We start from the raw sequence: 25521 nt of genomic DNA, 5'->3' as shown, positions 1-25521 counted from the left end.
CATTTCCCCGCCAAAAAACTTTTTTCTGTCACATTCTCTGCAGTATTACTTTACTGATCTTGAGAACTAGACCACACTTTTTAGGGATATCCGCCACCTGTGACCATTACAAGGCAGATCGCGTATGAATGATACTCGCGAAAACAATCCAGTTGGCAAGAGCCCAGCGGATAAAAAAAGGCTCGACGATTCTGTAACTACGTCCAAAAGCCTTATTTTCAAGGCTCGGCGCGTTTTCCTGTCAGGCCTGCTTTATGCGGTGCTTTTGAGTGCCTGTATCAATTTGCTACAACTCACTGTGCCCCTCTATATGTTGCAGGTTCATGATAGGGTGCTGAACAGCCGAAGCATGGACACACTGACCATGCTCACGATTCTGGCCGTGGGCGCGATGCTCGTATTCGGCGTTCTGGAATACATTCGGGCACTTTCGTTTCAGGCCATGGGCAGCGCACTCGTTCGCCGGCTAAACTTGGCAGTGCTGACTGCGGCCGTGCAGGCATCGGTCAACCAAGGCCTGCCAAAAGCCACCCAAACGCTGCGCGATCTAACTGAACTGCGCAGCTTTCTAACCTCACCCGCCATCAATGCGCCGCTTGATGCGGCTTGGTCGCCGATCTTCCTTGGTGTGCTGTTCATGCTGCATCCAATGCTCGGCCTGATCGGTCTGGTCGCAGTTATCATTCTGGTCGCCTGTGGCGTGCTGACAGATCTTTTGACCCGCAATCTCATACAGGAAGCCAATCAGGCCAATGTCGAGGCTGTCGCCAAAATCGGCAGCAGCCTGCGTCATGCGGAAGCCATTGAAGCCATGGGCATGTTGCCCGCTTTGGCACGCCGCTGGCGCACCATGCAGATGCAGGCGCTTGAAGTGCTTGATCTGGGCGGAACACGAGCCCGCGCTATGTCATCCATTGCGCGAACGGCACGCTTCATCGTGCAGATCGGCTCACTTGGCGCCGGCACGCTTCTGGCGATGCAGCAGGAAATCACGCCGGGCGCAATGATTGCTACCAGTATCATCATTGGTCGCCTGCTGATGCCATTTGACAGGATTGTTGAGAACTGGCGTCAGTGGGTCAGCGCAATTGCAAGCTGGAAACGCGTTCAATCCCTGCTTTCCGAAAACCTTGCTGTGCGTCAGACAATGCCCACCCCCCGCCCCAACGGTGATCTGGTTGTCGACAAGCTGATCTATGCGGCACCCGGCGTCGATGTGCCGATCATCAAAGGCATTTCATTTTCGATCTCACCGGGCGAAGTGCTTGGCGTCGTCGGCCCCTCGGCTGCTGGGAAGTCTACGCTTGCTCGCTTGCTGATCGGTATCGTTAAGCCAACGTCCGGCGGTGTTTTCCTGGATGGCAACAATGTCTATCTCTGGGAACGCGGCTCTTTTGGCGAAATTGCCGGCTATCTGCCGCAATCGGTATCGCTACTCGACGGCACGATCAAAGACAACATCGCCCGCATGGGTGACAGCGATCCGCAGCGCGTATTGGAAGCCGCACGCCTTGCTGATGTGCACGAGATGATCGGGCGTATGCCACTTGGCTATGATACGCCTGTTGGTGACGGACGACTGACACTTTCGGGCGGTCAGCGCCAGCGAATCGGATTGGCACGCTGCCTCTATAACCGTCCGCGCATCATCGTATTAGACGAGCCGAACTCGAACCTTGATGCGGTTGGCGAACGCGCCCTAATGCGTGCTATCGAACACGCGCGCGACGACGGTGCCATTGTTATCATGATCGCACACCGCCCGTCTATCATGCAGGTCGCAGACAAGCTGCTTGTGCTCGAAAACGGTCGGATTTCGCAATTCGGCCCACGAACCGATGTGGTCTCCACACTCACCCCGGCCACGACTGGCCCTAAAATGGGAGCAGCAAGCGCATGATGGGCAAATCCGTTATTCCGCGTCGTGTTTCCAGCCTGCTCGCCCCGCGTGCAGAATCATCCGACAACAAGTCGTTGACTCGATTTGGCTCTGTTAAGCCAGAATGGGCGCATGATATCGAACAGGAAGATATGAAATCGCCGCTGCGCGGGCTGATTATCGCTGGGCTTGCAACAATCGGCGTTGCCTTTGGCGGCTTTTTTGCCTGGGCCTATTCCGCCAATCTTGGCAGTGCGGCTGTGGCACTGGGTACGGTTATTGTTGATTCCAAACGCAAAACGATCAGCCATCTCGAAGGCGGCATTCTTGATCGGCTACTGGTGCAGGAAGGCGATGTCGTCAAAGTTGGTCAGCCGTTAGTCCGGCTCGATGCAACAAAGGCGCGATCCGAACTTCAATCACTCGAAAGCCGTCGGATCGGTCTGATTGCAAAACTTGCGCGCCTGCGTGCAGAGCAGTCTGGTGCAAAGGAAATCACCTTTCCTGAAAAGTTTGCTGAAGGTGGCGAGAATGCTGAAAACGCCGTTCGCGCGGAGAACATCTTCTTTCAGAAGCGCCTCGCCCAGAAGCTGAGCAAAATCGACATTCAGCAAAAAACCATTGAGCAATATACCGAGCAGGAAAAGGCTTCGACTTCACAGATTTCCGCAACTGATCGCCAGATCGAACTGATCACTGAACAGCGCAATGCCATCGCAAGTCTTGTTGAGAAAGGCTTCGCGCAGAAATCAAAGCTCACTGAAATCGATACACGTTTGAGCCAGCTTTCCGGTGATCGTGGTGAATATGCTGGCGACAAGGCAAAGGCTGGACAGGCAAAAGCCGGTGCCGAATTTGCACTGAGCGCGATTGAAAGCGACCTTCAGTCAGAAATTGCTGGCGAGATTACATCAAGTCAGGTCGAATTGTCCGATGTGCAAGAAAGGATCGTGGCGGCCAAGGATGTCATGCGTCGTGTCGAAGTAAATTCACCACAACAGGGCATTGTTGCCAATATCCGACTGCGGACGCCTGGCGGCGTTGTGGCTCCGGGTGAACCGATCATGGATATCGTACCGGAAAACGAACCCATGGTGGTGGAAATGAAGATCAGCCCACGCGACATCGATAGTATTTCTGTGGGGGCAAGCGCGCAGATCAAACTGACAGCTTACAACCAGCGCTCAATGCCACCGCTCGACGGCAGACTGACCTATATCGCCGCCGACCAGTCGCTCGACGAAAAGACAGATACGGCTTATTTCGTCGCCCGCGCTGAAATTACGCCTGAGGCGATTGTCGCCAATCCAACTGCACGGCTTTATCCCGGTATGCCTGCAGAAATCATTATCGTTCACAAAGACCGCCGCGCAATCGACTATCTCGTGTCGCCGATTACCGACAGTCTCAATCGCGCATTCCGCGAAGATTAAACTGCATCCGGCTGCGTGCTTAACACAACAACAGCCGGATAGTCGTCAAACGTAACGAAAGAGTATTCTATAATATAACTCATCCATAGGTTGAATACACTGAAAATACCTGCGCCGCGCATGTTCCAACGTGCGCGGCTTCATCATATTGAAATATATTAATTTTTCTATTCGAATCGATCCAGTTCAAATTTTGAAGTAAATTGGATTTAAATATAATATAAATAGAAATTATATTGATATTAAATATACATCATATTTGTGTTTACAAAAATGTAATATAAATTATTCGTAATAATTTGTTACTTACGGATGCCAAAATTGCAACAATTAATAGTGTTGCAATCCTTATTGATGCGGCGCAAACTACTACAAGCATGATGGTCGGTTTATTCCCGGCCTTTTTGTAACCCATACAGGAACACAAGGAGAAGCAGATGGCCACTTTAGAAGGCGGCGCCTACGACGACGTGTTGTTCGGTTCCCGCTTTGACGATTTCATCCGCGCCCATGGCGGTGATGATCTCGTATTCGGAGGTGATGGCAATGACACCATCTTCGGCGATGACGGGAATGACATCCTCTTCGGCGGAAATGGTGATGACCTCCTTTTCGGCGGAAACGGAAATGACATTCTGTTCGGTGATGCAGGAAACGACGTCCTAAGCGGCGGCGATGGGAACGATGTGCTGTTTGGCGGCGCTGGAGACGATGTTCTTCAAGGCGGTGCAGGCTCGGATCTTCTCTTCGGCGGCGAAGGGAATGACGTTCTCTTGGGCGGCGACGGCAACGACATCCTCGATGGCGGTGCTGGAGACGACATCCTTATCGGCGGTGCCGGTAGCGACGTCTTCTTGTTCAATGGCGGCGGCGGAAACGACGTCATCCTTGACTTCAACCCAGGCGAAGACATCCTTCAGATCCAGCAGGGCATCAATGGCCTTGATGTCAATTCGGCGGATGACCTCGCAGACCGTGTCACACAGGTTGGTGGCAATGTCGTTGTCGACCTTGGCAATGGCGACACCGTTACCCTCGTGAACACCAGTGCAGAAGATATACAGGCTCATCCCGACCAGTATTTCACTGTCCACTGATTAAACGATTGAGTGCGTGCCCGGCATCCTCCCGCCGGGCATGTTCCTTCTTTAATTCTTTTCAATCTCGACTTTTGGCCCGACCCAGCCTCGTTAGCGCTGCTTCAGGCCCTGCATTTCCAACAAGAATGAAAGGGCGCTCACATTGAACCTCGACCATTCGGCGGACACTGAAAGCAAAACCGAGAATCTCTCCATTTGCCGTCTATGCGCCGACGTGGCTGTGGTCATCTGGGATGTTCCCGGCCCGGCTCGCTCCACAAACAAATGCACGCTGGAAACGCCTGTGCAGCCCGTCCCACTGCTCAGTGTTGGCATTCCGCTGGAAAATGGTGGGATGCGTATGTTCTGGGCCATGCGGACCGGAACCGAACCAATAGAATTATCGCTGAGTGCAGGTTCATTGGGACCTACGGCACAAGCAATCCTTTATCCGGCCAATGAGCTTGCAGCATTCGACGTCAATCATGTCGTCGGTGATCTCACTTTGCCCGGCCATATCAAGCTTCTGACCAATATCCTCACAACCTGGCGCAGCACGTTCCGGCTGACGCGAAATCAGGCATTCGCATCCCTCGTGCGCGAGCTGACTTTCGCGTTAACGCCGGAACCCCGGGAAGCACAGCATTGTGGTGAACCTGTTTCCGGGCATCATCTTCTCGAAACAGCCGTTGATCCGATGCTCGGCGAAATCTCTGCCATTTACGGCATAACGCCGGGCAGCGTCATGGTCATCCCGCCGCGATTTGTGCTTGGTCAGCAGGGCCGCAATGCCTGGCAGGCCTGCCATCTTCTGGTTGAAGCTCCGCAGGATCTGCCTTCATCGCTCCTGCTTGTACTAAGCGGGCAGAAGGGTGTCGCGGTGCGCAAGATGGCAACCCGAACGGCAGAACAGAACGATTTCACCAAATGGTGGAGCAAATGGCAGAGTAACGGTGCTTTGCGGGAGTTTCTGGTTCGCCAACTGGGCAAAATCAATGCGGCAGGAACCGCCGTTGCCATTGATTTACAGACGCGCTCGCCGCTGCCTGTCCGTCAAATTGCACAATCTGCTTCTCAGCCGGCAGCCGAAATCGATCTGGCGCTGGCATTGGATGGGGGCCTGATCGTCGGTGGCTGGATGCATGATCCTTCGGCCATGCTAGCCGATATCGAATATTTACCTGAAGGCGGCAGCGCTCAGTCGCTCAAGCCTTATTTCCATAAGTTTGCAGGTAAAACTACCAAGCGTGAGGATGCTCCACAAAGGGACGTGACAGGCTTTGTTGCGTGGTTGCCATCGGCAAAAAACCTTGGCCCATTGCTGCAGCCGCGTTTTCAGATGCGACTTACGTCGGGCAGCACCGCACCACTGGTGCCTGCGCCACAACCTTTTGAACCATCCGCGCAGCGAATGCGGATCTTGCGTTCCGTCCCGCCACAACAGGCGCGACCGCATGTTTTTGAACAGATTCTCGCGCCCGCACTCACAGAAGTTGAAAAGAAGATCGGCGCAACGGTGCGCATCACGGAAGTCAAAGAATTTGGCGAGACGCCTGCTTCTCCTTTGGCCTCGATCGTCATCCCGCTTTACCGCAATCTCGATTTCCTGCGGTTTCAGTTTTCATCGATGGCAACTGATCCGTGGGTGATCGCCAATGCTGAATTTATCTTCGTGCTCGATTCACCTGAAATTCAGGATGACACGGAGCATATGCTTGGCGGCCTCAACATCCTGCATGATATGCCGTTCAAGCTTGCAATCATGAACCGCAATGGCGGCTATGCGCGCGCCTGCAATGCGGGCGCAAGCATCGCGACAGGCACAACAATTGTTATGCTCAATTCGGATGTGGTGCCTTCCGAACATGGTTGGTTGCAGCAGCTGATCCAGCCGCTATTCGACGAGCCTAAGCTCGGTGCAATCGGTCCGCGCCTTTTGTTTGAAGATGGCTCTCTGCAACATGCCGGGCTTTACTTTGCCCGCGATCGACAGGGCATCTGGCTCAATCATCACTACCACAAAGGTATGCCGGGCAATTATGCGCCTGCGCGCCGTGGGCGTGATGTGCCTGGCGTTACCGGCGCGTGCCTGATTACCCGCAAAGACATCTTTGACCTCGTGGGCGGTTACAGTGAAGACTACGTCATCGGCGATTACGAAGACAGCGACCTGTGCCTGAAAATTCGCCAGCTCGGTTTCCAGATTTACTACGAGCCGAGCGTTGCCCTCTACCATTTCGAGCGCCGCTCAATCCGCCGCAGCGCGGATTATATGCGCGGCCTTGCCAGCCAATATAATTCCTGGCTGCACACACAGCGCTGGAACGAAGAAATCAGTGAATTGATGGCCCCGCAACACGACGAGATGCAGCTCTCAATGCCCTCAAATGTGATCGTGGCCAAATCTGAAAGGAGCGCCGCTTGACGGAAGTGGTAATGCTGAAACAGCCAGAACCTGAAGCCAAACCAGCAATACCCGAAGAACAGATTGACTGGCTGATACAATCTGTTTTGAAGAACCGGTTTCTGCCCTCACCCGACCCGAACAGCGTGTTCGTCGGAGACGGCGATTATCGCGCCGTGGGTGCCGAGTTCCTTGGTCATTTCATCCGCAAGGGCGGGCTGAGGCCTGATTCACGCGTGTTGGATATCGGTTCGGGGATTGGCCGCATGGCCGTACCACTGACGCAATATCTCGACACGGCGAAGACACGCTATGCCGGTATTGATCCTGTGGTCGGTGGCGTTAACTGGTGCCGCCAGAACATCACTGCGCGCTATCCCAATTTCGAGTTCCGTCATCTCGACATTGCCCATGATCTTTATAATCCAAAAGGAAGCGTGAGCGGTCTGACCCTCACATTGCCTTTTGCGGATAAGAGCTTCGACTTCGTCATCATGACCTCTGTGGTCACGCATTTACCGCCTGACGAGGTAAAATCCTATCTGGAACAGATTTCGCGCGTCCTGGCGCCTGGTGGCAAACTGTTCATGACTGCCTTTGTCGTAGACGACATCGCCGCTCGCGACCGGCACGGCAAGCGCGACAAGCGCCTCTCCTTTGAACGTCACGGAACCGGCCCATGCTGGTTTGTGCCGGAACTTCCGCCCCTTGCGGCGGTCGGCTTTGAAAACGGCTTTCTGGACCGTGCGCTTATAGGTGCCAAACTGGAGCTACAAACAAAGTCCTTTGGGCATTGGCGCGGCATTGAAGCCGATCACTATCAGGATATCTTCATTGCCTCGCGCGGAGGTGGTGTCTGATGGCCCCGCGTGTACTCATCGCAGCCCACAACCATCCATCGCTGCACCCGGGCGGAACGGAAATTTTCGCCCATGATCTGTTCCGCGCCTATCAGCGGGCAGGATGTGAAGCGATGTTTCTAGGTGCAACCAACAAGGTGCATCGCGAAGCGCGCCCGGGCACGAGCTTTCAGAGCATCGGCGATGGCGGCGATGAAATTCTGCTGTGGTCCGGGCACTTTGATCGCTTCTATATGAGCCAGATCGACCTATACGGCATTGTGCCGGATATTGTTGAACTGCTGCGTGACTTCAGGCCCGACATTGTGCACCTGCATCATCTGCTGCTTTTGGGCGCAGAATTCCCCCATATCGTGCGCCGCACACTGCCCGATTGCCGGATCGTCCTGACGCTGCACGATTATTACCCCATCTGTCATCATGACGGGCTGATGGTTCGTACCACCGGCAAAGAGCTTTGTCATGGGGCAAGTCCAGACCGCTGCCACGCTTGTTTCAAAGATATTGCGCTGGATAAATTTGTGCTTCGTGAGCGGCACATCAAATCGCTGCTGAGCACTGTCGATGCGTTTGTGTCCCCAAGTGCTTTTCTTAAACAGCGCTATGTAGAATGGGGCCTTGCCGATGATCGCATTCAGATCATCCCCAATGGCCAGCCGGAACGTCCAAGATCAACGGCTGTTCCGCAAGAGCGGGCCAAACCGACCTTTGGCTATTTTGGCAATCTCAACCCGTGGAAGGGTGCAACGGTTCTGCTTGAGGCCGCAAAGCTGCTGATTGCCGAGGGATTTGATTTCGAGCTCCGTGTTCATGGAGCAGCTCCCTTCCAGAGCGAGAGCTTTGTTAGCGAAATCGATGAGCTTTTTGCCCAGACATCTCCTGTTGTGCAGCGGCGTGGTGCTTATCGCCGCGAGGATATCGCTCAACACATCCAATCCGTGGATTGCGCGATCATGCCTTCGATCTGGTGGGAAAACGCACCGCTTGTCATTCAGGAAGCACAGGGACAAAGCCGTCCCGTCATCTGCAGCAATATTGGTGGAATGGCCGAGATGATCACTGATGGCATCAATGGTCTCACTGTTCCGCCCAATGATCCGCTGGCGCTCGCCCAAGCAATGCGACGCATGGCGGAAAACCCGGACCTGCGCCAGTCACTTGGCGAAAACGCGCGGCACCCGGACACCATCGACACCACCGCAGCACGCTATCTCGATCTGATTGGATCCCTGCGCGCGGCCCGTGTCGAGGCAGCATGAGAGGTAGATCATGAACATCGCGACCAAAATTCCATCCGAAGTGGCACAAAAGCCGGTTGAAGCACAGAGCGCTTCGCCGACAGCTCAAAGGGCTGAAGCCATGAAAGGGCGCGTTGACGCTATTGAAGAAGGACGTCTTTACGGCTGGGCCTTTGATCCGTCCTATCCGACTGAGCGGCTTATCATTCGCGTTCTGTTGGACGACAAGCCTATTGCCGAAGCACCCGCCGACAAAGAGCGACCAGACCTCAAGCGCAATGGCATTGGCGATGGGCTCCACGCTTTCGAAGTGATGCTGCCGCAATTTGCTGCAGCCCGCGCTGGCGATCTGGTGGTCGTGGCAGCCAATGCCGCAGGCAATGAGCAAAAGCTGCGCGTTCCAAAGCCTGATGAGCAAGCGGCCGAAGCGCTCATCGCAGCACCGATGACCCGCATTCTCGATAAACTCGATATGCTGATGGCTGCACAGCGGCAATTGCAGGTCAACCAGCGGTCATTGCAGCGCGCGGCACCCACCATCGACAGTTCCGGCAATGCGGCACCAGCAGAGCTTCTCGATATCGCCGGTTCGGTTGATGCGCTGCGCACCGATCTTCACCAGCGCATGACCGAGCTTGATGTTCATATCATGCGCATGGATGGCGTGGTGGCGGGCCTTGAACAGCGCATGGAAGACGTGCGCAAGAGAAGCAGCGGTGACATCAAGGTACTTTTCGTGCTGGCTGCCGTTTTGACCGGCTTTGTCGCAGGCGCACTTCTGACGCTTGCAGTGATGCCGTAAGGACAAGCCGTATGGTGCAAGACGAACGTCCGAATTCAGCCCCAAAACAGCCCAGAACACCAGACCGCCCACCCATGATGATGGAGGGTGAAATGGTGGTCGGCAGCGTGATTGAGGACACGCTGGTTTTAGTGCTGGGTATTGGCAGTGCGACCAATGATCAGGTTACGGCCTTTCTGAACGGCGACCCGGCAATGAGTGTGAAAACAAACCTCATTACCTGGCCGCTAAAAGAACCTTCGTCTGCCGGAACGCACGGTTTTGTGGCAATTGTTCCGACCAATGTACTGCGTCGAGGCGTGCTCAAAACAATCATGTTCCAGCACCGGGCCAAGGTAGGGCGCTATAACTTTGCCTCACGATCCGCCTCCATTGCGGATTTTGTTGCAATGATTGCTGATCTGTCGGGTTCGGCTCTGCCCGGCGTCATTGACGAGCTCGTCGAAGGCCTGATTTCAGGACCAATCAGCCGGAAGAAGCTTTCAGCGATCACTGTTCTCTTACAAGCAGGAGCGCGTTCGGATGGCTGTATCGAATTGATCGGCGCTAGCGATGAAGGCGAGATTTTCGTTCAGGGCTGGGCACAGGATTTGATACCCAGTGTCACGCGACTGCTTATCAGCGGCAAAAATTCGTCGCTCGCCGAATGTGCGATCAGTGTTTTCGCCCGCCCTGACCTCAACGAACAAGCATCCGGTTTTGCCGGACTGCTGCTCTCCAATGAGCCGGTTGAAGCCAATGATATTGAGCGAATTCTGTTTCGCGGCAGGCGCGGCTGGCGGTTTACAGAAGTGTATGATCGCAGACTTTTGTCCGGCTCCCGCGAGACGCCGGCCCATATCCGCGCAATCCTGCCGCGCGTTAGAAGCTCAACAGATATTTTGTTAAGGCTGCGTTCGGCAGCCAATCGCTTTGACGGCACCGACACTGTTTCGGCCCTCCCGTTTCCGGTCCGGATTGGCATCGACAATGTTTTCCGCGTTGAAGGCAGTGGCCTTCTTGTTGCAGGCTGGTTGCTCGATCCCGACAGCCACGTCGAAGGTGTAAAACTGCGTCGTCATCGTGGAGAAATCCAGATCGACACAACATGGACGCGCATTGATCGTCCGGATGTGACGCGTGAATTTGACAATCAACCACCGTTCAATGCTGGTCTTGATCCAAGCAGACATGCTCATGGCTTTGTGGCATTTGCTGCGGAACTTGATGGTGACAGTACGTCACCCTTCTACCTAGAATTATCCATCAGCGACGGGCGGCGTGCCTTCTTTCCGCTAACGCCGACGCGCGTGACCTCGCGCGATGCAATCGTGCGGCAGCTTCGCGCAACGGACCCCAACGCCTGGGCATTACGCCACATCGTCGATCAGCAGCTGGTGCCGCTGCTGCGTGGCGTTACCCGCCCGGCACCTGAAGTATTCGGTGTGGTTGATTTGGGACCGTTTGAAGACGCAATAGGGCCAGCAATCATCATCGGGATTGACGAGCGCGTCGAAGAGATCGAGCCATTGCTTGCGCTGCTTGCTCTTGATCCTGAAACGCGAATAGCACCGATTGTGATCGCAGCAGCAACCGAAATCATAGACCGCGTCGGCGTTCAGATCAGACGGCTCGCTGATTTCTATCGCCTGCGCATTCGACTTGTTTCGGCCAATGGCTCGGAAGATCTTTATGACGCGCTGGAAGTCGGCGCGCGCACTGTTACCACCGATCAGGTTGTCTTTCTGGCAGGCTCCCTGCTGCCACGAAAGGCTGGCTGGCTCAACAAGCTGGTCAATGCATATGAAACCCATAAAGACTGTGTGCTCTCTCCGACCCTTGCCTATGAAGATGATTCAATCCGCTGGGCAGGGACGTGGGTCGCAGGACCACAATCGGATCGCGCCCTCATCAGTCGCTATGCGGGCTATCCGATCGACGCCATATCCGGCATGTCGCTGACCGAAGTGGCAACGGCAACTTTTGAATGCTGCATCATGCCGCGCGAAGCATTGTTTTCAGCCGGAGGCTTCACACGAGGCTACCTCGGCACGCATGAAAAGGGCTTGGACCTTGGGCTCAAGCTCAAACAATCGGGCCTGCGTTCCTATTGGCTGCCATCAGCACAGATGCTCGGTGCGGATGATACTTCTGTCACCGACAAGGCCTCAACGATTGCTTTAATTGAACGGATCGACCGCCAGGTTTTCGACGCCCGGTGGTCGGCCATTCTCGCTGGCAAGCGCAAAATACAAATGGAGGAACCCGTATGAGCGAGAAGCTCCGCGTTCTGGTCATTTCCCACGCCCATCCGTCGATCTCACTCGGCGGTGGTGAAATTGCATCCTATAATCTGCACAGGGGCTTAAACACCATTCCCGACGTGCAGTCAGTCTATCTGGCACGCGCGGCACACCCCATCCCCCGGCATGGGACGACTGCACTGATGAGTATGCGTCGCGCAAGTGACGAAATTCTCTTTCATGCTGACGAGTATGATCACTTCTATCTTTCAAACAAAAACACCGACGAAATCCGCCGCGATCTGCTGCGGTTTGTGCGCGATTTCGACCCGGATATAATTCACTTTCACCACGTACTCGGCCTCGGCCTAGAAACGCTTTATGCTATTCGCGAGACATTGCCGGATCGCATCATTTTGGTGACGTTTCACGAGTTCCTCTCGATCTGCAACAATGACGGGCAGATGGTAAAAGCAGGCACCTCGAAGCTCTGCAATGAAGCGTCACCAATTGATTGTCACGCCTGCTTCCCGCAGATACCGCCTGCCCGCTTTTTAAAGCGCGAGCGTTTCGTGCGCGGGATGCTGGAACTGGCAGACGCTTTCGTGTCGCCCAGCGAGTTTCTGGCAAACCGCTATCGCGAATGGGGTATAAATCCTCAGAAAATGGCAGTGATCGAAAACGGGATCGCGATCACACAGACAACGCCGCCGCGCGAGCTTACGGGACCGGACCCACGGCGCAGTCGCTTTGCCTTTTTCGGGCAGATCAACCCGTTTAAGGGCATTGACGTGCTTGTCGATGCGGTGTCACGCGTTCCCGAACAGGTATGGGGCGAGGATTCCCGCCTTATGATCTTTGGCGGTAATCTCGAAAAGCAACCGCCGGCATTTCAGGCACGAATGCAGAAGCTCATTGAAGAAGCAGGACCGCGTGTCCGCTTTTACGGCGCCTATCAGAATGCTGAAATGCCGCGGCTTATGCAGTCGGTGGACTGGGTTGTGATGCCTTCGATCTGGTGGGAAAATTCACCTATCGTCATTCAGGAAGCATTGCATCATCGCCGTCCTGTCATTTGCTCGAACATTGGCGGCATGGCCGAAAAAATTCGTGACGGCGAGGACGGCCTGCATTTCCGCGTGCGAAGCGCCGAAGATCTGGCTGATCGTTTTACTGAAGTGCTGAGCGATCCGAATATCTGGAACCGTCTTCATCAATCCATTCGCAAGCCTGTTCATTATGTCGATTGTGCAAGAGAGCACCTCGATCTCTATCACCAGTTACGGGAAGCCTATCCGCGCAGGCTAAAGCCTGCCGTGGATACAACCGTACTTTCACAGGCCAGCTGAGCCTGGCTCGCCTGTATCTGTTACAAAAGAAGGAATAGCCTATGGCACGCGCCCTCGTCATGATCCCCGCAGGAGAAGTGTACGATCACGACAATGTCCGCTGGTATCGTCATACCGACGTGCAGGGCAGCATCAATCACTATCACAATATCGGCGACGCCTTTGTTTTTGAATCTTCGCTGAAGCTGATGAATTATGAAAAAGCTTCCGAGCTGCCGATCACCAATTTCTCACCGGAGAAAATCGATCAGCTGCGGGAAGAATATGATTATGTGATCCTGCGTGGCTCAAACTACATAAACAAGGATATGAACTGGCGCGATACGATCCCTGTTTTGCAGCGATTGAAGTTGCCCGTCATCGCTTTTGGTGTTGGCGCACAAGCGCCGGTGCGCGGTGAAATCCAGCTATCAGAGGAAACAAAGGCGGTTCTGCGCATGATTGCAGATTCAACCGTCTCTGTTGGCGTGCGTGGGGCTTATACGGCTCAGGTACTCAACGATATCGGAATTCAGAATGTCCGTATCATCGGTTGCCCGACGGCGTTTCGCCGTAACAATCAGCATCTGCGCATCAAACTGCCACCGCTTGAGGAAGTGAGCCAGGTTGGTGTTACGGTGCGGCGCGAGGTTTCACCGGCTTACGCGCAGGATATTGAACAGTATCTGACCCGGCATCGCGATCTGATCCGCACAATGGCCGCACGCTTTGACGTAACGCTCACGGCACAGGGCGAAATTGAAGAAAAAAAGATGGTGTTCGGCACGGCTGAACAAAAGGAAGAGGCTATCGCCGCCCTCAAAGCGCATCGCTGGACCGCTGACTGGTATTTCGATGACACAATCGAAAACCTTTATCGGCATCGCATGTTCTATTCGGATGTTGTTGCCGACTACGAGGAATTGGTGCGCAAGCAGCAATTGGTCCTGGGCTATCGCCTGCACGGAAATCTGATGGCGCTCGCTAACGGCATTCCATCGATCTATTTCACTTATGACAGCCGCACTGCGGAATTTGCCGAAACCTATAAAATCCCAAGTTATGATGTTTTCAGTGACAAGCAATTCCGTTTGGAAGATTACTGGGACCAGTCATTATTCGACAAATACAACCGCGCCTGGTTTGAGACCTATGCCGAAATGAAGCAGTTTCTCGATGAAAATGGTGTCGATAACAAAATGACCGACACCGGTCTGCCAATTGGAGAATTAAAGGTGGCCTGACGCTTATTGCGGCTTAGCCGGATCACTGGTTTTAGGCTCTTCGGGTTCTGGCTTGCTCAGATGCACTTCAAATGGAGCAATGAGCTTCTTGGGCTTATCGCTTGGCATATCTGGCGTGAAAGGTGGAAAAGCTGCACCAGCGGTCGGAACTTTCAATGCTGCAGCATCGACGAGATCGTCGCCTGAACTTTCCACGAGCTCGACATCAGAGACAGCTCCATCCGGCGCCAGATAAAAGCTGATCTTCGGTTTGAAAACACCATCCAGTTCAAGAGGGCGGAGTTCGCGCGACAGAAGAACCCCATAGCGTCGGAGGATGCGGATGACAGCGCTTTGCCATTCAGTCTGATTGGTGATCTGAGGCATTTCCGCCTCAGATGGTGCGGCCGGTGCCGTAACGCGAGGCCCTGTCTGCGCAACAGATGGCAAACTGTAGGACGTCACGGTCAGCAAAGAACCAAACATCATGAACAGGCGCCAACTCGTTTGATTTTTCATTTTCATGATCCTCAATGTTTGGTCTTTTACCCTTGAAAGCACCGATCATTCTTATCAGCCACGTGACCGGGAAAGACGTTATTACTATCCCTGCAATCCAAAAACCGCGTCAGCAATATCGGATTGGCTTACCTTTTCAAACTTCTCACCAATATATTCGGTCAAGAGAACGCCAACTTCTCCGATACCCAGATCATCAAGCTGATCTGGTGTGCCGAAGCCATATTCCATATGCCCACGCCCAATGATGCCGACGACAAGCGCTTCGGGCTTTTCTTTGAGATATGCCGCGATGTTGCAGGCAAAGGCCCGATCCCAGGTTTGCTGCGCACGAACAAAGCGGTCAAACTCAGGTGCGTCGGCAGGTTTTCCCTGCATGCTCGGCGGCCCGCCATTGGTCAGACGCAAAAGATGTTCGCGATGCGCAAGGCTCGCCGGACGTGCCGGGGTCAGGCCATCACGATCTTCTTCCGCAATCGCTTCCCAGCCTTCTTTGCCCACACGGGTCACGAGATCGCGGCGACAATTAAGCGCCAGCATCTTGACGTTAAACTCGCGGCAGAAGTGGAAAAGCGGCCAATAAAGATCTGCATCAAAGCCCCAGACCTTGCCCCATTCAGCTTTCTCCAGAAACTGCTCGGCCTCAAGCTTGCCTGCCACCCACTCATCAAGCACTGGCTGAAGTCTTCTCGGAAACATCTCAAAGCCGACGGCAAGCTCATCGCGAAGAGCAAGAAGAGACGCAGAAACATTCACCTGCCAGCGATGAATATCGTGCCGATCATGCTGTTCGCCGAGAAGCACAACGCGCTTCTTGGCCATTTCATGCATAACCGATTGATGCGTGCGAACTTCTGGCGATATTGAATCAATCCATTGCCCCGGCTTGTACCGATAAAGGCTCTAAGCTCATCGAAACGCATCCTTTTTGCCCGACACGACGAGACCCGTTTGCTGACCCGCCTCATTGAGAGCATAGAAGCGATACTCATCCCCTTCTTCTACCTCATGCCAAGAAGCAACGTGGCCCGCTTTGAGATGCAGATGAAAATCCGGTTTCATCACATTGATAAAGCCGCGGGACGGACGCACGTCGGGCATTTCGCCCGACCATTCCTGCTTGAAGGCTGGCAAGTCGAGCCCAATGCGCACCTCTGCCTTATTGCGCTGAGCTGCCGCAAAAGGCTTCAAACCGGGTTCGTCATCACCGACTTCCAGCGCTTCGCCGGTACCGCGATCTTTGTCTTTGGGTGGAAGAGCCGAGAACTCAAAGCCATTCAGAGCCTGATCGAACGGTTCCGCACCATCAAAGCCGATCACGCTGCCGACCACACTCTCATCTTCAGCAAGAAGATCGATACGGGGATAGACCTTCTCCTGCATTACACTGCTACGATCAGCAATCAGCGAGGCAATTGCCGAAAGATCGATGCGCGAATGATGCTCGCTACCTGAGAAATAAATCCAGCCGTCACGAACCTCAACCTGCTCGACGACACCGATACGCTCATGCGTCGCGCCGCCACTTTTGGAGTTGATCATAAGCTTGCCCATTGAGGGCAGCGTCTTCAGAACATCAGCCGCATCGGCCAAAAGTTTCAAGCGGATCGGTTGTTCGCTCATAATTTCCTCATGCAGTTTGTGGGACAGGTGCTTGCTTGCGCGTTTGGGCCGCGCCAAACGCTTCAAGATCGATCACGCTGTCGATTGAAAGATTGCCCGGCTCCCGGTGAGCCAGAATAACGATGGTTGAATTGGGAAGCTCACGTCGCAGGAGATCGAGCAACTCGGTTTCAGAAAGCTTATCCAGCGCACTCGTCGCCTCATCGAGAAAGAGCCATTCTGGCTTCATTAACAAGGCGCGAGCAAGGGCAAGCCTTTGCATCTCGCCGCCAGAGAGCGTTCCCGGCGCAATCTGCTGCGTCGATGCTGCGGGAAGTGAGAGTTTCGACAAGCCAACCTTTTCCAGGGCCGTCGCAATTTCGGCTTGGTCAAACTTTTCCGCAAAAAGCGGATAGGCTACGGCATCATGGAGAGGTGCATTCGGCATATAGGGCTTTTGTGAAAGCACCAGCATTGTCGCGTCAGGGCGGTGGAGAGTGCCGCTCGCAAAATTCCACGCGCCGGCAATAAGCCGAAGCAATGTCGTCTTTCCCAACCCCGAACGACCTCGCAACCAGACAGTTTTACCCGGTTCGATATCGAGATCCGAGATTTTCAACAGATCCTGCCCCTCTGGTGTCTTCAGCGCGACATCACGCAACTGCAGCGATGAATGTGCAGACCTTGCAACTGATAATTGTCCTTCACTACCAACAGTCTGAATCGCATTTAGGAATCCAGACAGTCGGGAGACTGCCGATACGAGTTCGGCCAATGTTTTATACTTGAATATGAACCACGAGAGGTTGGTAGAAACATGCGAGAAGGCTTGCCCGAGCTGCATCAGTCCGCCAAATGTTACTGTGCCCGCAAAATATGCCGGTAAACCAAGGAAGGTTGGAATTCGGAAAATGCTGTGGCGATAGGGAAATGTGAACACGCCGAGCTGCACCTGACGGAAGACCAATCGGTACCAGTTCTCACGGACAGAAGAAAATTTATCTGCCAGGATCTGCTTCTCACGGCCTTCGCCATTCATGATAGCAATGTCGCCAGCATGCTGCCGCACATGCGCCATAGCAAAGCGAAAGTCAGCTTCTTTCTTCTGTTGCTGAACGAAGGTTGCTTTCAAACGACGCCCACAGAAGTGAGTTACAAATGATGAAATGAAAACATAGAGAAAGGCTGCCCAGAGCATGTAACGTGAAATGGCCATATCTATGCCGAAGACACTAAAGCTTAGCACATAAGTTGAGAGTCCCCAGAGCACGGCAACATAAGAAAACAGGGCTATTATTGTGGTGATAAGCCCCATACCTTCCGTCAATATGTGCTTAACAAACAGCTCGCAATCCTCGGCAATACGCTGATCCGGATTATCAGGCTTCTGTCCGTCTTTGCGGATCGCCAGATGCCAATAAGCTTTGTTCACCATCCAAGCAGAAATAACTGTCTCCGTAAGCTTCTCACGCCAGCGGATTTTCAATGTGCCCTGAAGATATTCGCCACTAAGGCCAAGACACGTATTAGTCAGGACGATGAGCCAGAAAACCCCGATTTGATTGACGGCATCCGAAACATTGCGTTGCTCAAGAGCATTATAAAAATCTGCGGTCCATTTGATGAGCCAGAGACCTGTATAGATACCAACCAGCTCCAGTGCGAATATCAAAGCCAGAAGCAGCCAGCCGAGGACTTTCCCCTCGCCAGAATTGCAATATTTGAGCAGCTGCCAAAATTGTTTAAGCACAGTGAACATAATCAACCGATACTGACATGAGAAAGCCGGAGCAGCTTTAAACCTGCCCCGGCATGTGATCATCAATGGCGATCAAAAACGCATCGTGGCGCCAACCTTGAAGGTACGGCCTGGCGCAACCTGCATCTCAAGCGGATTGACATTGGCAACGGAGGACGTCTCCGGCGAATTGGCATAACCTGTCAGCGTATTTGGGAAATAGCGCTTGTCGAAGATGTTCTCGACACCGAAATTCACATCAATATGCTTGGTTGGAGACCATTTCGCATAGGCATCAAACACCGTGTAGCTCGCAGGTTTGAAGGCATCTTCGTCGGCACGGCGCTTCACACCCGATGCAAAAGTTCCAACAAACTCGGTTTCAAGTTTCCAGTCTGGAATGATGTAACGCAGGCCGAGAACGGTTGTAAGTGGCGACGCACCATCAAACGGCGTCTTCTGAGACCCGGCGTCCACACGCTGATCGCCACGCATATAAGAAAGCGCCGCGTTGGCGAAAACATTGTTGTAAACCTCGTACTCTCCGCCGAACTCGATACCCCAAACCTTCACGCTTTCCACGTTGTCGGATGTGTATTTATCTGCTTCTCCCGGAACCCGCTGCAAGCCACGGATAAAGTCCTTGTAATCCGAATAGAATGTGGAAGCGCTGAAATAGCCTCGATTAAATTCTCCGCGTAGACCAGCTTCATAACTGCGAACAAATTCCGGCTTCAGGTTCGGGTTTGGAATGACCTCAACCATGCTCGTTGCGCCGATAGAGGTGGACGAAACAAAGAGCTGCTGAGCAGTTGGCATTTTGAAGCCCTCGCCATAGGAGGCGAATACCGAATAGGTGTCGTCGAGCTTATAGATCGCACCGAGGCGCTTGATCAGACGGGTTTCATCCATCTTCTCCGGCTCAAACCCATCGAGTGACACATAGCCATCATCCTTGGTCGGATCGAGGGAATAGGTTGCCAGACGCAAGCCGGGTGTCAGTGTCAAACGTTCATCCAGCAGCTTGATTTCGTCCTGAACATAAAAGTCCGCACGAATTGTATCGACTTTCGGGAAATTGAAACCCTGCCGCGGCGTAACCGTCGTTATACCCGTGTTGAGATTGGTGGTGATATTATCACCATCATAATTGCTTTTGGTGATATCGCCCGCAAAACCATAGATGAATTTATGGCTTGTCTGACCAAGATCAAATGACGATGTCAGCTGAACATCTGCCTGTAGAAAGTCTTCGCTATAATTGCGAATCTGAATACGCTTTTCCCGTCGCGGCGTTGCCAGAAGGGAGTAGTTGCGGATCTGAGTGCTGGTAGTATCGCGTTTTTGCGGTGAATAGGAAATGTTCCACTTCACCTCATCCAGCCAGGAGGAACCGACGGTCCAGCGATGATCCAAAGCAAAGCGAGCGCGCTGCATTTTCAGCGAACGATCCCAACTCTCGTTTTGATAATAAAAACTGTAGTAAGCGGGCATGCTTGCATAAAGCGGGTTGGCAGCACCCGAATCATATTTCTGATCGACATCGGTATTCCGCTCAAACCACTCGCCCGTCAGCTTGAATTCATGATCGGCAGATGGATTCCACTGCAGTTTCATTAAGCCATTATAAGCGTCGGTATCCATTGGAAATGCCTTGTTGCAAGGCCAAATAGACTCACGTGGGCATCCCCAAATACCACCATCTGCACGTGCCTTACCCATATCTGGTTCAGACGAGCTCATATGTCCGAAACTACCGATAACCTTGAAGTCTCCGGCTTCGGCAGCACCGGTAATCTGCTTTCGGAACGATTTATCGAAACTGTCATAGCTGAACTTGGTTTCGACGGCCCATGGCTTGGTACCATCCAGAAGATCGTCGGCATCAAGCGTCCTGAAAAACACGACGCCGCCCAATGCGTCAGCACCCCACAGAACAGAGTTCGGCCCGCGCGTGATCTCAACCGATTTCATATTAAACGGATCGACAAAGTCGCGGCTACCATCGGTGGTGCGCTCCTGAACGCGCGCGCCATCGACCAGAATTTGCACACGGTTGCCGCCAACACCGCGAATATTGAAACTGTTGAGCTGTCCGAAAGGATTGGTGAGCGACGTCTGACGATCAACGCTTACACCCGGCTCATACCGCACCATATCCTGGATATCACGTACCTGATGACGGTCGAGCGTATCACGATCAATCACACTGATGGACATCGGAACATCGAGCAGGTTTTTGGCCGCGCGCTCCGCTGAAAGTGTGATTGTCTGCAACCTTATGACTTCAGCGGTTCCGCCCACGGTGTTCTGGCTTATAGCATTCTTTTCAGGCGCAGTCTGCGCATGAGCTGGAATCGCAGCCAACAGAGCGACGGAGGCGGAAAGAGCTTTCAACCAGCGCTGGTTGATCGTATTTTGGAAAGATGGAGTCCCCAGCATAATGTCCCCGAAATAGGCGTTGCATGATCGCTGGCTTGCCTATCGGGACTTGCTGGCTAAAGTTGAGTAAATTGGTCATTATATCATTTGCCGGTTGGCGCAATCGTCAAAGCGCTGGCATCAACAAGATTAAGACATCAGAAAGAACACAGAAGCATTTTTGCAACAGTTGCACCGGCTCATGCTACAACAGAGGGCACTCGAGCTTCTCTTGGAGAAATATCGTTGAAAGTTTCAAGCCTTGTGCCTCGCTCGGTTTTCCATGTTGTTACAATTTTTAGGACAGTAAAGCATTAGCACCAGAATTCGCTATTGTTGCATCAAAGACCAATAGATCCCGCAGAAACGTTAATCATACATTTTTGATCTTTGTTGGTCTTTGCAGCAGTTTTGGCACAGGCGGCAAGTAAAGCGTGATTAGCTCTTACAAGTTTATCCGAGCGGACCAAGCTACTCCAACCTGATGGACTAAACGCTTGCATAAGCCGAGATCCAGCTGTCCAACCATTCTCTTTGAGTACAATTGTAGCAACCGTCTCGTCGAAATCTCCGGGAACGATCTGTGGACCAAATAAAACGAGTAATATCCCAACGATAACGCCTATACCACTGAAGCCTGTGAGCATTCGGTTTTGGCGGTCGCGATGACGGGCGCTCATAAGTTGAGAGTTCAACATTTGTCTTAATTGCTTCAAATCCGCCGTCTCCCGCTCTAGCTGAAAAACTGTGCTGCGAACCAAACTGACGGCGCGTTGCTCTATGAGAGTTGCCATGGTCTGCGGATCCTGGTGCAGAACAGGCATGCGTTCAATCTTGTGAAGGATTTTCGCAATCTGGGCCAGTTGCTTTAATATCTGCGCAATTTCAGTATTGTAATCGTGAACACCGCCATGTCGGTCGAATTCTTCGAAAGCAGCCTCGACGCCTTTCCGGATGATTGTCATTTCACGGCTGAGATCACGCGCAACTGCATCCACAGTATATCGCAAACTATCGAAGGCCAAGGCGGGATCTGTTGAACCAGTCTCTGGTGCGGCCTGCGTCGAGGCGGTTATTTCTTTTGATACGGCCATGATAATCCCTCTACAGCTTAAGACCCAAATCGCGATCATGCTCTCGCACATGACGAATTCGTTGACGAAGCTCCTGAGAAAGGCTCTCGTGTCCTCCCAGGACATAATGAAATCCCAGAGCTTGCCTTTGAGTGCGTAACTCCGCCTCAATCAGAGGGTTTTCAGAGAGGCTCTTCACTAGTGCATGCATCTGCCGCTCGACCTTTCGGCGATCATCGCGCGACCTCCAATCACAGAGGTGGCTATGTTGGATTTCTAATGTTTGCCAGCGCTCAATAAAGCGTTGCGCCCCTATCTCCGGATCAATTCGCGCTAAGTTTTCACGTCGCATACTCGCAACGAGGCCCGTAACGCGCTCCCGACCACTGAGCTCAGTTAGGCTGCGCGCTGCTTCAGGATCATGCTGCAAAGCGGACTCTAAAAGCACTCGCTTGCCGGTCCCCAACTCGTCCAGCTTATTTCCTGCATCCCGCAGTTCTCGCCTTTGCGTGGAGAGAACAGGAAGACCTTCGTTGATGTGACGTTCGATTGAGCTATAGGCTCGTGCGTAGCGATCAACCGCTACCTCAAGCGGCAGCAGGCGCCGCGTACGTTCAGCCAAAGCATCATTGCTTTTTCGAGAGCTAACGTATCGTGCGTCGGCGCCAGTAACCATCTGATGCAGTGAAGACTCGTAATGGATTAAGTCCACCTGAGCAGGTTCTGTCTGAACTTTGAGCTTAAGGCCATCAAACATTCCGAGAGGTGTTTTACCAGTCACGGAAGGTGTACAGAGCGCCTTTTTTTCAGTTCGCTCTTTCTCGCGACTATGCCGTAGGGCGGGGATGGTCTGCGTAAGATTGGCTTGCTCCACCCGCTCAAATATTTCCAAGGCCATTGCGGCAGTAGTTCGGTGTATCGGGTGGCGGGATCCAACAATTGCGGGGTTATAGTCGATAACATTTTGTTTGATGCCTGACCGAGACAGCCGACGCGCCATGTGATCGAAAGCCATTTCCTCCTCGGTAACCACTTTCCACTTATTACGGTGCGTCGGCGTTCCGTTTGACAGCACCAACGGATCAGAACCCTGGTGCTTGAGACCAATCGTATCTCCTATTTTTGGTGCAACGAGTTTCATAGCCCTTTCAAGATCAACACCCCATACCGTATTCCGTCCGATCCCCTCCTCTTCCAGTGTGACGAAGTAACTGAGCTCCTCGCTCGCGCGATGTTCGAAAGGAGCTTTACCATGCTCTACAAGGCGTCCGATTTTCCGCGACATATCTGGACGATGGAATGCGTCCAATGCAGCATATAACTTAACGTCCTCACGATGGCGGGTCATGGCGACATAGGTCAAATGCCGATCCATCGTAGCTGAAGCCAGCACAAAACTTCGGTCTACGGTCGCACCCTGATTTTTGTGGATCGTTGTTGCGTAGCCATGGTCAAATGAGCAATAGTTCTTCGTAGAAAATCGAACCATTTCGCCAGCTCGATCATCCAAGGTGACGCACATAGCGGAAATATTTCCCGCCCGGTCTGCTTGAATACTCGAGACGGTCCCGAGCATCCCGTTTCTGACACCGAGATTTCGGTCGTTCTTAAGAAAGACAAATCTGTCTCCCGCTGCAAAACCCCTTTTGCCAAGGCTTGTTTCGACAACCGCCTCGCTGCGTTCTGCTGTCTCGGACAAGCCTTTTTTCCCGACCTTTATTTCGCTAGAGTACTCAACGCGCGACAGCTCACCACGCTCCATCAGCGCCGAGCGGATTGCTTCGTTTATTGCGCGTACATCCACGCGCCGATGCGCCATGACCACGCGCGTTCCTAGCGGTCGTTCAAACCGATCAGCAAGATAATCCAAGACAATTGATTTACAGGCTGTCTCTTGGTCAGCAAAGAAATGAACTGCACCCTGATCTCTATAGGCTGCAAGCGCTGTAGATGTATCATGCGTCGCAAATGCAACTGAAGCTTCCTTCTGCCAGTCTGCTCGCTGCCGTCGGATCTCAGTCAGTTTCGCATAACCCGTTTCCTCAGCAATGGCTCGGAACGGAGCACCGGCACCGATTGCCTGTAACTGTTCGTGGTCTCCCACGAGAACGATCTTGGCACCCCGCGATTCAGCCTCAAATATCACACGGCTCATTTGCCGTGTTCCGATCATGCCCGCCTCATCGAGGACAAACACGTCACGACGGTTCAGATTGCAACTTTCTTGCTGCCATCCGTACTCCCAGGAGGCAAGCGTTCGGCTTGGTATTCCAGTCGCTGCCTCCAGCCCTTCAGCCGCTTTTCCAGACAGGGCCGCCCCATGAACTGCGTAGCCCTTTCCTTCCCAAGCTCGTCGCGCTTGCGCAAGCATGGTCGATTTCCCCGCACCCGCATATCCAACCACGACGGCGATCTGTTCAGGCCCAGTGACGTGTTCAACCGCCGCCATTTGCTCCAGTGACAGCTGTATCGTTTCGCGACATTCCTTTTGATCTTCCGAAGAATGCCACTCCGCATCATAGGAGCATGACTCACGCATAAGCATCGAAGCTTTCAACATGCGAGACTCAAGGTCCATCATCTCGCGCGTCGTGTAGCCGGCCGACGCCGATTTCCTGTGATCAGGATCACTGCATTTGTCTTCAAGTTCGACAAGTTCACGCGAAGACAACACGCGTGCAAACGCGTTTTGAAACTCACTAGTATCCCCATTAAGATAGCGATGCAGCGTTCTTGCAATATCCTGGCGATTAAACACAGATTTCTCATCAGTAATAATCGACAAGACTTGCGCGGGGTGTTCGCGAATCAAGGTTGCATTCTGTGCGACGGACGCTGCACTCAGCCGTGCCCGTTCCAAGTCAGATCCGCGGCGCTCAATCTGCGTTGCGTGCACGCCAATATGAACTGTCGGCTCAATCCGGTATCCGCGGTCCCAGTGCGAGCGATGATCAATGGTCCGACCGCATCCGGACACCGCAAGATGTGTGTTTGCAATGTTTTCCCAACAACGCCTGAGGTCGGCAATTTGCACGTCGGTTGTTGGACGATTGCGAGCCATCAACCACTTATTTTCGCGTTCAATTAGAGTCTTCTCACCCAAGCCTGTGGCTGTAACTTTTCTTACGGTCATCATTAGGTGAACATGGTGATTGCGCACGTCGCCTTCCCGATGAGGCTCGTGAACGGCAAAATCCACGGCAGATTCATAACGGTTTGCCAGGACCTGCGCGATAGCCTGAGCAGCATCCAAACGTTGGGCAGCCGTTAATTCGTGTGGCAATGCAATCTCAAATTCGCGTGCGACTCGAGCATCTTTGCGCTTCTCAGCAAACTCTGCGTTATTCCAAAGCTTTTCACGATTGTATGCCCAAGGCGCTTTCACGTGTTCCGGCAGAACGATCTGCGAATGAAGCACACCCTCTTTGCGTGAGAAATCATGAGTGACACCATCCCGTTCATTTAAGAGCTTCGCAGCGGCGCGGTAGGCGATCGCTGCAACCGCACTGCGACCCTTTCCACGTGATACCGGCTTCATGCTGAAGTGATAGATCGCCACGCGAACTTCCTCTTCCCGGCTTTTAGGCTACATCTGATCTTAATCCGAGGTGGAGACCAACTCGTAAGTGCGCCCTTAGCAAAATTCTCCCTCTGGCCTGGCTTTCCCAATACCGACACGTTTGTCGTCCTTCTCAATCAA

17 protein-coding genes are annotated in these 25521 nt (G+C 53.1%); 10 read left to right on the top strand and 7 right to left on the bottom strand.

What is annotated here, in order from left to right:
• Window positions 1–124 precede the first annotated feature (124 nt).
• The 10 genes from KMS41_12000 to KMS41_11955 all read left to right on the top strand — a co-directional run bounded on the left by KMS41_12000 (window position 125) and on the right by KMS41_11955 (window position 14489).
• Entirely contained in the window at window positions 125–1900 is a 1776-nt protein-coding gene (locus KMS41_12000; GenBank protein QWK79658.1) for a type I secretion system permease/ATPase, read from the top strand.
• Window positions 1897–3312, top strand: coding sequence for an HlyD family type I secretion periplasmic adaptor subunit (locus KMS41_11995; protein QWK79657.1), 1416 nt, complete (start codon window positions 1897–1899; stop codon window positions 3310–3312). Before KMS41_12000 ends, KMS41_11995 begins: the two co-directional genes overlap by 4 nt.
• A 437-nt stretch (window positions 3313–3749) precedes the next feature.
• Window positions 3750–4409, top strand: a complete 660-nt coding sequence (locus KMS41_11990) for a calcium-binding protein (protein ID QWK79656.1) — start codon at window positions 3750–3752, stop codon at window positions 4407–4409.
• A 145-nt stretch (window positions 4410–4554) separates the two neighbouring features.
• Window positions 4555–6816, top strand: coding sequence for a glycosyltransferase family 2 protein (locus KMS41_11985; protein QWK79655.1), 2262 nt, complete (start codon window positions 4555–4557; stop codon window positions 6814–6816).
• Window positions 6817–6827: 11 nt separating this feature from the next.
• The gene (locus KMS41_11980) at window positions 6828–7655 is read left to right on the top strand and encodes a class I SAM-dependent methyltransferase (protein QWK80235.1); all 828 of its coding nucleotides are present in this window, start codon (window positions 6828–6830) and stop codon (window positions 7653–7655) included.
• The gene (locus KMS41_11975) at window positions 7655–8914 is read left to right on the top strand and encodes a glycosyltransferase family 4 protein (protein QWK79654.1); all 1260 of its coding nucleotides are present in this window, start codon (window positions 7655–7657) and stop codon (window positions 8912–8914) included. Before KMS41_11980 ends, KMS41_11975 begins: the two co-directional genes overlap by 1 nt.
• Window positions 8915–8924: 10 nt before the next feature.
• Window positions 8925–9695 (top strand): hypothetical protein, encoded by a 771-nt coding sequence (locus KMS41_11970; protein QWK79653.1) that lies wholly within the window; start codon window positions 8925–8927, stop codon window positions 9693–9695.
• An 11-nt stretch (window positions 9696–9706) separates the two neighbouring features.
• Window positions 9707–11947 carry a hypothetical protein gene (locus KMS41_11965; protein ID QWK79652.1) on the top strand — a complete coding sequence of 747 codons (2241 nt, stop codon included), beginning with the start codon at window positions 9707–9709 and terminating at the stop codon, window positions 11945–11947.
• Window positions 11944–13266 carry a glycosyltransferase family 4 protein gene (locus tag KMS41_11960; GenBank protein QWK79651.1) on the top strand — a complete coding sequence of 441 codons (1323 nt, stop codon included), beginning with the start codon at window positions 11944–11946 and terminating at the stop codon, window positions 13264–13266. The genes KMS41_11965 and KMS41_11960 overlap by 4 nt, the downstream gene beginning before the upstream one ends.
• A 41-nt stretch (window positions 13267–13307) precedes the next feature.
• Window positions 13308–14489: a polysaccharide pyruvyl transferase family protein gene (locus KMS41_11955; GenBank protein QWK79650.1), complete on the top strand. Its 1182-nt coding sequence runs from the start codon at window positions 13308–13310 to the stop codon at window positions 14487–14489.
• A 3-nt stretch (window positions 14490–14492) separates the two neighbouring features.
• Here the strand turns inward: KMS41_11955 and KMS41_11950 are convergent, their stop codons facing one another.
• The 7 genes from KMS41_11950 to traA form a co-directional block, all read right to left on the bottom strand.
• The gene (locus tag KMS41_11950) at window positions 14493–14987 is read right to left on the bottom strand and encodes an energy transducer TonB (GenBank protein QWK79649.1); all 495 of its coding nucleotides are present in this window, start codon (window positions 14985–14987) and stop codon (window positions 14493–14495) included.
• 84 nt (window positions 14988–15071) lie between these two features.
• Entirely contained in the window at window positions 15072–15818 is a 747-nt protein-coding gene (locus KMS41_11945) for a ChaN family lipoprotein (protein ID QWK79648.1), read from the bottom strand.
• 78 nt (window positions 15819–15896) lie between these two features.
• A complete protein-coding gene (locus tag KMS41_11940) occupies window positions 15897–16610 on the bottom strand; it encodes a hypothetical protein (GenBank protein ID QWK79647.1) in 714 nt (237 codons plus the stop codon).
• A gap of 7 nt (window positions 16611–16617) precedes the next feature.
• Complete coding sequence (locus tag KMS41_11935; protein QWK79646.1) at window positions 16618–18339, bottom strand: ABC transporter ATP-binding protein/permease; 1722 nt, start codon at window positions 18337–18339, stop codon at window positions 16618–16620.
• Between the two features lie 81 nt (window positions 18340–18420).
• On the bottom strand, window positions 18421–20769 hold the full coding sequence (locus KMS41_11930; GenBank protein ID QWK79645.1) for a TonB-dependent hemoglobin/transferrin/lactoferrin family receptor: 2349 nt from the start codon (window positions 20767–20769) through the stop codon (window positions 18421–18423).
• A gap of 320 nt (window positions 20770–21089) precedes the next feature.
• Window positions 21090–21842, bottom strand: coding sequence for a hypothetical protein (locus KMS41_11925; GenBank protein ID QWK79644.1), 753 nt, complete (start codon window positions 21840–21842; stop codon window positions 21090–21092).
• A gap of 10 nt (window positions 21843–21852) precedes the next feature.
• Window positions 21853–25380 (bottom strand): Ti-type conjugative transfer relaxase TraA, encoded by a 3528-nt coding sequence (traA, locus tag KMS41_11920; protein QWK79643.1) that lies wholly within the window; start codon window positions 25378–25380, stop codon window positions 21853–21855.
• Between the last annotated feature and the right edge of the window lie 141 nt (window positions 25381–25521).

The organism is Ochrobactrum sp. BTU1 (assembly GCA_018798825.1).
In the GTDB taxonomy this organism is placed as follows: domain Bacteria; phylum Pseudomonadota; class Alphaproteobacteria; order Rhizobiales; family Rhizobiaceae; genus Brucella.
Note: the sequence above shows the minus strand (reverse complement) of the source record. Positions and strands in the feature narration are given on the sequence as shown.

Bases quoted from the DNA above. Each gene is read 5' to 3' on its own strand.
- KMS41_11995 (QWK79657.1), top strand. From the start codon at position 1,897: ATGATGGGCAAATCCGTTATTCCGCGTCGTGTTTCCAGCCTGCTCGCC.
- KMS41_11930 (QWK79645.1), bottom strand. From the start codon at position 20,769: ATGCTGGGGACTCCATCTTTCCAAAATACGATCAACCAGCGCTGGTTG.
- KMS41_11955 (QWK79650.1), top strand. From the start codon at position 13,308: ATGGCACGCGCCCTCGTCATGATCCCCGCAGGAGAAGTGTACGATCAC.
- KMS41_11990 (QWK79656.1), top strand. From the start codon at position 3,750: ATGGCCACTTTAGAAGGCGGCGCCTACGACGACGTGTTGTTCGGTTCC.
- KMS41_11965 (QWK79652.1), top strand. From the start codon at position 9,707: ATGGTGCAAGACGAACGTCCGAATTCAGCCCCAAAACAGCCCAGAACA.
- KMS41_11970 (QWK79653.1), top strand. From the start codon at position 8,925: ATGAACATCGCGACCAAAATTCCATCCGAAGTGGCACAAAAGCCGGTT.
- KMS41_11980 (QWK80235.1), top strand. From the start codon at position 6,828: ATGCTGAAACAGCCAGAACCTGAAGCCAAACCAGCAATACCCGAAGAA.
- KMS41_11925 (QWK79644.1), bottom strand. From the start codon at position 21,842: ATGGCCGTATCAAAAGAAATAACCGCCTCGACGCAGGCCGCACCAGAG.
- KMS41_11975 (QWK79654.1), top strand. From the start codon at position 7,655: ATGGCCCCGCGTGTACTCATCGCAGCCCACAACCATCCATCGCTGCAC.
- KMS41_11940 (QWK79647.1), bottom strand. From the start codon at position 16,610: ATGAGCGAACAACCGATCCGCTTGAAACTTTTGGCCGATGCGGCTGAT.
- KMS41_11960 (QWK79651.1), top strand. From the start codon at position 11,944: ATGAGCGAGAAGCTCCGCGTTCTGGTCATTTCCCACGCCCATCCGTCG.
- KMS41_12000 (QWK79658.1), top strand. From the start codon at position 125: ATGAATGATACTCGCGAAAACAATCCAGTTGGCAAGAGCCCAGCGGAT.
- KMS41_11945 (QWK79648.1), bottom strand. From the start codon at position 15,818: ATGCATGAAATGGCCAAGAAGCGCGTTGTGCTTCTCGGCGAACAGCAT.
- KMS41_11950 (QWK79649.1), bottom strand. From the start codon at position 14,987: ATGAAAAATCAAACGAGTTGGCGCCTGTTCATGATGTTTGGTTCTTTG.